Below are 6,667 nucleotides of genomic sequence, written 5' to 3'. Positions count from 1 at the left end.
CTGAGAGCTAATTTGTAAACTCAAGTAAAGTCCTTGTCTTGTATACTTTTCAGGAATTTGAGCCAATAATGCACTTATTCGCTGAAACTCAGACCTCGCAATGATTTGAGTATCCTTAAGATTTTCTTTACGAATCAGCTCTGAAGGAGTCAAACTGCTAAGATAGCTAAGTTTTTAAATGTAACATACACAAACAATATAAAGTGATTACTATCTCTTTAAAAATTTTGGAAGTAAATTCGTCATGAATGCTGAGGTGCTTCTTAGTTTTAGAAAGAGAAACTGGAGCAAACACTCCACGGCAGAAAACATGGATTTTATCAACGAAGCACAAAAGTTGGCAGATACGGTTAGAGATAAAGCTCAAGAAGCAGCCAACAATGTAGTAAACGGAATGAATGAGGTAGTTGATGGAATCAAGAACGCTACTAGCGAGATGACTACTTCAAGTGTCCATACAATTAATGATTTACAAAGTTTGTCAACCATAGCAGCACAGTCAGGTTTTCAAACTGTTCAAAATGTTAGTCAAACATTTCAACAAACTGCTGTTGGAGTTGCTGCATCTAGCATGGTTATGGCTGATGCTTTGCAAAATTTACCAAAGACAGCTGCCGAATTAGCCCAAGAGATGCCCAAGATTGCAAGTAGGCTGAGATATCGTGCTGGCGTTCGGGTGGGAGACTTACCTCGCTCTGATACAGATGTCATGAAGCTTTTTGAGAAAATTCCTGGCACATCAAAGCTTGGAGGTAAAGAATATACAATTCGTCAATTTCTTAGAGATAAGCATGGTAGCCATATCAATCCACGTTCCCAAGGTGGATCGAATGCTGCTGATAATATCCTTTGGGAAGTAGGTGTTGATAATCTTCGCCGAGGTGCCAAAGTAATGACCGTTGGCGAACAGTTTTATATTCGAGTTTATAATGCAGTAGATTCTATTGTCAGCAATTCTGGGACGATCGCGAAACTTGGGATTAGTGCAACGGGAACAGCTATTCTCACTCAGGTTGTAGTCACGGCGATTTCCTACTCTTTGGATCTTTATCGAGGTGACATCACTGTTGAAGAGTATAAAAATCTAATTTTTGAAGCAGCAAAGGCAGCAGGTATTGCGACACCAATTGTTTTTTTAGTCTTGGTGGCTGTGTTAGCTTTATTTCCAGAATTTACAGTTATTTTGTCAGCACCAGTTGTTGTTGCAGGCTTCAATGCTTTATTTGGTATTAGTATTGCTACACCCATTATTCAATCGCTAGTTCGTCATATCGAAGCTGGAGGTTTTGGCATAGAAACTACATCGGCAGAGTAATAATAAATTTTGTCCCCTCACCAGGTGTTGATAAGCATTTGATTTGTCCGTTGTGTTTGTCAACAATAATTTGGTAGCTGATCGCTAATCCCAGCCCGGTTCCTTTACCCACAGCCTTGGTTGTGAAAGATTGCTCAAAAATTCGAGATTGCACCTCAGTAAGCATACCGGGGCCGTTATCTTGGATACAAATTGTGACGGTTTTTTGTTGAGGATCGACCGATGTGGTAATGGTGATGGTGTTCGGGCAAGCAGCAATATCTCGAGCGCAATTGTTTTGATGGAGTTCATCAAATGCATCAATGGCATTGGCAATGATATTCATGAACACCTGATTCAATTGTCCAGGATAGCAATTGATCGGAGGTAACTCACCGTATTGTGTGACAACCTGGATTTTAGTGCGATCGCCATTGCCTTTGAGTCGATGTTTCAACAGCATTAAGGTGCTATCGATTCCTTCGTGAATCTGAAACTCCACCTGAGATGAAATATCTGCGCGAGTAAAAGTTCTCAAAGAAAGACTGATATCTTTAAGACGGGTAATTCCTTGGTGCATTGATGCCAGTAGTTTCGGCAGATCCTCTGTCAGATACTCCAAGTCGATTTCTTCAACAAGCTCTTGAATTTCCGAGTCTGGCTGCGTTAGCTTCTGCTGTTGCAGGCTCACTAGGCGAAGTAGATTATTTACATGTTCCTCAATATAAGATAAATTTCCGCCAACAAAACCAACCGGATTATTAATTTCATGACCAATACCTGCAACCATCTGACCCAAAGTGGACATTTTCTCACTCTGGATCATTTGTAGTTGGGTTTGCCGTAACTGCTGTAGAGATTGAGTTAATTCTCTGGTGCGTTCTTGCACGCGTTCTTCTAGTGTGCGGGTGAGATGGGAAATTTTGAGATGTAACTTTAAACGGGCAATGACTTCTTCGTGTTGGAAGGGTTTGGTAATGTAGTCAACTGCACCTATTTCCAGTCCGGCCACCTTGTCTGTAGAATCGGATCGGGCAGTCATGAAAATTACTGGAATATTCTGGGTGATCGGATTGGTTTTCAGTCTGCGACAAGTTTCAAATCCATCAATACCTGCCATCATCACATCCAAAAGAATCAGATCGGGATGAGCATATTCTATTTGTTCGATCGCTGACTCTCCATCTGTTGCCATCAGGGCTTTCCAGCCACACCTCTGAATCGCTTCAGATAGCACCTTGAGATTGTTTGGATTGTCATCCACTAACAAAATATGTATGGGTTTCGAGATCGGAACAGCGATCATGGATGTAACTCCGTTGTGACAAATGATTTGAGTAACTTACGGATTTTTCCGGTTTGGAAATTGGCAGTAAGTTTGCTTAACTCTGCTGCGAAGGGAGCTAGTTGAGTGTTTTCTTCAATTAGTTCTCTTAACATTCCCTCAATCGCCGAGATATCTCCCATCATTGCCAGATGATAGAGTTGTTGCAAAACATCTTGGGATGGTAGAACCCATTCACTACTAGTTATCTGCTCACCTTTGGGAGGCGAAGATTCGGCATATATCCATTCCACTCCCAAGAGCGATCGCAGTCTATTGAGTAGTTCGTCAATCTGGAGAGGTTTGGGTAGGAATGCTGTTGCCCCTGCCTCTAAACTCCGCTGACGATTTGACTCAAAAACGCTAGCACTAGAGACGATAATCGGAATAGAACAGGTTTGCGGATTTCCTTGCAGGTGAACCATTAACTCAAAACCATCCATATTGGGCATGGCTAAATCGAGTAGAATCACATCTGGATTGTGTTCAATTGCTACTTGTAGACCATGTTTGCCATCGGTCGCTTCTAAGGTTCGACAGCCAATTTCTTGGAGCAGATTGGTCAACATAGAACAGTGGTTGCGATCGTCATCGACAATTAGAATCTGAGGCGCACTACCCTGAATCCCGGTAATTTTCTGGGGAGTTGGGATGTAATCCGTTGTAGACATCTCTCCTCCAAGCCAGTCATGAGCGAGTGGTACTGATACTGTCAAATCCAGCCAAAACAGACTTCCTTCACCCAGGTGACTCTGCACCTGAATTTGGCTCCCCATCAATGCCGCAATTCTTTGGCTAATCGCCAATCCTAAGCCAGTACCTTCAGATCGTTGTCCTGCTTCACCCACTTGCTCAAAGGGCAAAAAGATTTTCTCTAGTTGGTCTGGTGACATCCCAATACCTGTATCTTCAATCTGAAAACGAATTTTCTGATGTGTCATTTGTCCATTGTCATTTGTCATTTGTTTAGACTCGTGACCAATGACCAATACTTCTCTACGAGAGGCTGCGCCAACGGCTTCGCTCAGTACAAGTGACGAATCACTAATGACTTCTACTTTAAATGTCACGCTACCGCTATCTGTAAATTTGATCGCGTTGCCCAGTAAGTTAATCAAGACTTGCCGCAGTCGTTTTTCATCAGTTTCAATGGCAAGTGGTAGGCGATCGCTAATTAAGATATTAAATCCAATTCCTTTCTGTTCAGCCCGGATACCACAAATCTCAGTCACACCATGTAAGAAACTAGGCAAATGTACGCTAGTAACAACCAAATCCAATTTCCTTGCTTCTATCTTCGAGAGATCGAGAATGTCATTAATCAGCATCAAAAGATGGGAACCGCATTGGTATATAATGCTGACTCCTTCTAGGTTTTTAGCTGTCATATTTGGCGATCCTTCTAGTACCTGAGCAAAACCAAGGATGCCATTGAGAGGTGTACGTAGTTCGTGGCTCATGTTGGCGAGAAACTCACTCTTGGCCTGATTGGCAGCATCGGCAGCTTGCTTTGCCTCCACTAATTCATGAGTGCGTTCTTCGACTTTTGTCTCTAGGGTTTTGGAATAATCTAATAGTTGACTGTTGGCAATTTCTAGTTGGCGATTGGTTTCTTCTAACTTCCGCTGTTTATAGGCATTAGTTGTTGCAATCACACTACTGATAAACGCGGCTAAAGTGGGTGTTACCGGAATTAAAACACCATACAAAAACATCCCATAGCCACCCCATATACAGGCTCCACTGATGCCTACAGTTGCCCAAAGAATTTTGCCGCCAGGAATCCGCAGCTTGCTACTGGATAACAACCAACTGCCTGTAGAACCAATGACAGACGACAAAACAATCCAGAGTGATAAATAAATGCCAGAAACACCGTGCAGACTGGCATTTCCTGTTTTTGCTCCTCGTACTAGTTGATGAGCAATATTGGCATGAACAACCACACCTGGAGTCGGTTTTTGAGCAGAGATCCAGGAAGAGAAGGGTGTACTGAAGAAATCATTGGTACTGGAGGCAATCGATCCAATAAATACCATGCGATCGCGCATCAAATCTACCGGAATTTTCCCTGCTAACACATCGCGCATCGCAACTGTCCGAAATGCGGCTTCTGTTCCATGCCAATTCAGGAGAATTTGATAGCCTCCTAAATCGGCATCGGTATAACCTGCTTCTTGATTTTGCAGTGGTAAGTAAATTTCTTTGCCCAACTGAAACTTTTGTTTTTGGGGGTCAATGCTTTCTAAGCTAATTTTTTCAGCTTCGAGGTACTTTAGGGCTACAAGGGTTGCTAGTCCGGCTTTAATGGTGTTTTTCTCTTTGGCATCTTCAGATGTCAAGAGGGCGCGACGTACAAAGCGATCGCCATCCAAGACTAAATCTGCTAATCCTACCCGATCATTTTTTTTCAATTCTGGCGGGGGATTGACGCGTTCGCCAGTAATTTTCTCAACTCCGATTAAATTGGGAGTGTTGCGAAAGACTCGAACAAGTTGCTCGTGTCCGCTTCCTTCCGGTAAATCTCGATAAAGATCCAAGCCAATGGCGCGGGGCTGCTGCGCCCGAATTTTTTCTAGTAATCGTGCCAGCGCCCAGTCTGGAACTGGCCATTTACGCACCGATTGGATATCGCGTTCATCGATTGTAACAATCACAATCTCATCTGCGATCGCCTGTGAAGATCCCTGACGAACCCATTCGTCGCGAATTTTCCATTCCGGTAAATTGAAAAGTCCCAACGATTGCCCAATTATAACTGTCAAGGCAACGCTAGGAGTAATAATCAAAACGCTGCGAGTACGTTGGATCAAAGCCTGGAATCTGCGCCACATATTTGTGCCATACAATGGGAATTGGGGAAGGTGGGGCCTTGGGGATAAGAGGTAATGGGGACTGGGTGGAAGTAAGAAAAGGGAAATAAAGGGGACAAGGGGGAATTATTGAACAAGTTTCTTCTTTGTCTCCTCCCTCTCCTTTGTCTACCTTGTCTCTTCCCATACCCAATGCCCAAACTGGTATTAGTTAGTAGATGCTAATAAATTCGCTGTTACAATCTCCTTCAAACTCACAGAGGATAGAAGTTCTTCCCATTGTTTGCGGAGAATTGCATTGTTAGGTTGAGCGGTATATACCGATGCAAGCGTTGCCACACAGTCATACCAAACACCGTTTTTACCCAAAATAGTAGCCCGCTTCAAAGCATCTTGCTCTTGGATTGCTGTTGCCAACTTTGCGCTGGGCTGGATACGCTGAATCCAACCATCGACGTAAGGCGTACTCGGATTGAGTTGACCATCTACTTTCAGTGCTAGGAACCATTGATAGTTTTTACCAACGGCTAAAGCGGGTGCATTAGCTGGTAATTCGATCGCGATTACCCCAGTTTTTCCTGCAACTGAAATGTTCATCTGATGTTGCATATTACCAGCTTCATCTTTGAGGCTGAACACTGCTTCTTCGGCATTGGAAGCTGGAAGATACACCAAGATTGTGGGACGTTCAGATAGTGTTGTGCCATAGAAATTTTGGGGCAAGAGGGCGATTAGCGCTGCTGGTTGCGTTGTACTTGTAGTCGATGGATTTAAGTAGTAACTACCAACGCGAGAAGCTCCCGCACTTGCTTGTTGGGGAGCGCCTTTGCCAGGGGCAGGTGTAAAGAGCTTGCCGCGAGAAGCTCCTCCAGTTGCTTGTCTGGGCGTACCTTTGCCAGGGGCAGGTGTAAAGAGGTTGCCACGAGAAGCTCCTCCAGTTGCTTGTCTGGGCGCACCTTTGCCGACAGCAGGGGTAAACATACTACCACGAGAAGCTCCTCCAGTTGCTTGTCTGGGCGCACCTTTGCCGACAGCAGGGGTAAATATACTACCGCGAGAAGCTCCTCCAGTTGATTGTCTAGGAGAGCTACTGTTAGGGGGTGGGGTAAATGTAACAGCATGGGCAGTAGTCCATGTACTGCTAGCGATCAGAGCGATGACGCTCAATGTACTAGCTAAATATCGACGTTTCACGATCTTTTTACCTATGTCGTTGAAATATGATACAAACAAAAT

The 6,667-nt window shown here is 43.9% G+C and carries 4 protein-coding genes; 1 reads left to right on the top strand and 3 read right to left on the bottom strand.

From position 1 onward, the window contains the following. Window positions 1–310: 310 nt before the first annotated feature. Window positions 311–1,315 (top strand): HNH endonuclease, encoded by a 1,005-nt coding sequence (locus tag RMY32_RS18485; RefSeq protein ID WP_322714328.1) that lies wholly within the window; start codon window positions 311–313, stop codon window positions 1,313–1,315. Here RMY32_RS18485 and RMY32_RS18480 read toward each other — a convergent pair. From RMY32_RS18480 to RMY32_RS18470, 3 genes are all read right to left on the bottom strand, one after another. Further along, the gene (locus tag RMY32_RS18480) at window positions 1,299–2,600 is read right to left on the bottom strand and encodes a sensor histidine kinase (protein ID WP_322714327.1); all 1,302 of its coding nucleotides are present in this window, start codon (window positions 2,598–2,600) and stop codon (window positions 1,299–1,301) included. The two genes, RMY32_RS18485 and RMY32_RS18480, sit on opposite strands and share 17 nt — an antisense overlap. Beyond that, window positions 2,597–5,452, bottom strand: a complete 2,856-nt coding sequence (locus RMY32_RS18475) for a CHASE2 domain-containing protein (protein ID WP_322714326.1) — start codon at window positions 5,450–5,452, stop codon at window positions 2,597–2,599. Before RMY32_RS18475 ends, RMY32_RS18480 begins: the two co-directional genes overlap by 4 nt. Window positions 5,453–5,638: 186 nt before the next feature. Beyond that, window positions 5,639–6,625, bottom strand: a complete 987-nt coding sequence (locus RMY32_RS18470; protein WP_322714325.1) for a DUF928 domain-containing protein — start codon at window positions 6,623–6,625, stop codon at window positions 5,639–5,641. Between the last annotated feature and the right edge of the window lie 42 nt (window positions 6,626–6,667).

This window comes from Nostoc sp. ChiSLP03a (assembly GCF_034531215.2).
Classification (GTDB): Bacteria; Cyanobacteriota; Cyanobacteriia; order Cyanobacteriales; family Nostocaceae; genus Nostoc.
The sequence above is the reverse complement of the archived record's forward strand: the minus strand, read 5'-3'. Positions and strand labels throughout refer to the sequence as shown.

Excerpts from the sequence above, each read along its gene's own strand:
- RMY32_RS18475 (WP_322714326.1), bottom strand. The coding sequence starts at position 5,452 with ATGTGGCGCAGATTCCAGGCTTTGATCCAACGTACTCGCAGCGTTTTG.
- RMY32_RS18485 (WP_322714328.1), top strand. The coding sequence starts at position 311 with ATGGATTTTATCAACGAAGCACAAAAGTTGGCAGATACGGTTAGAGAT.
- RMY32_RS18480 (WP_322714327.1), bottom strand. The coding sequence starts at position 2,600 with ATGATCGCTGTTCCGATCTCGAAACCCATACATATTTTGTTAGTGGAT.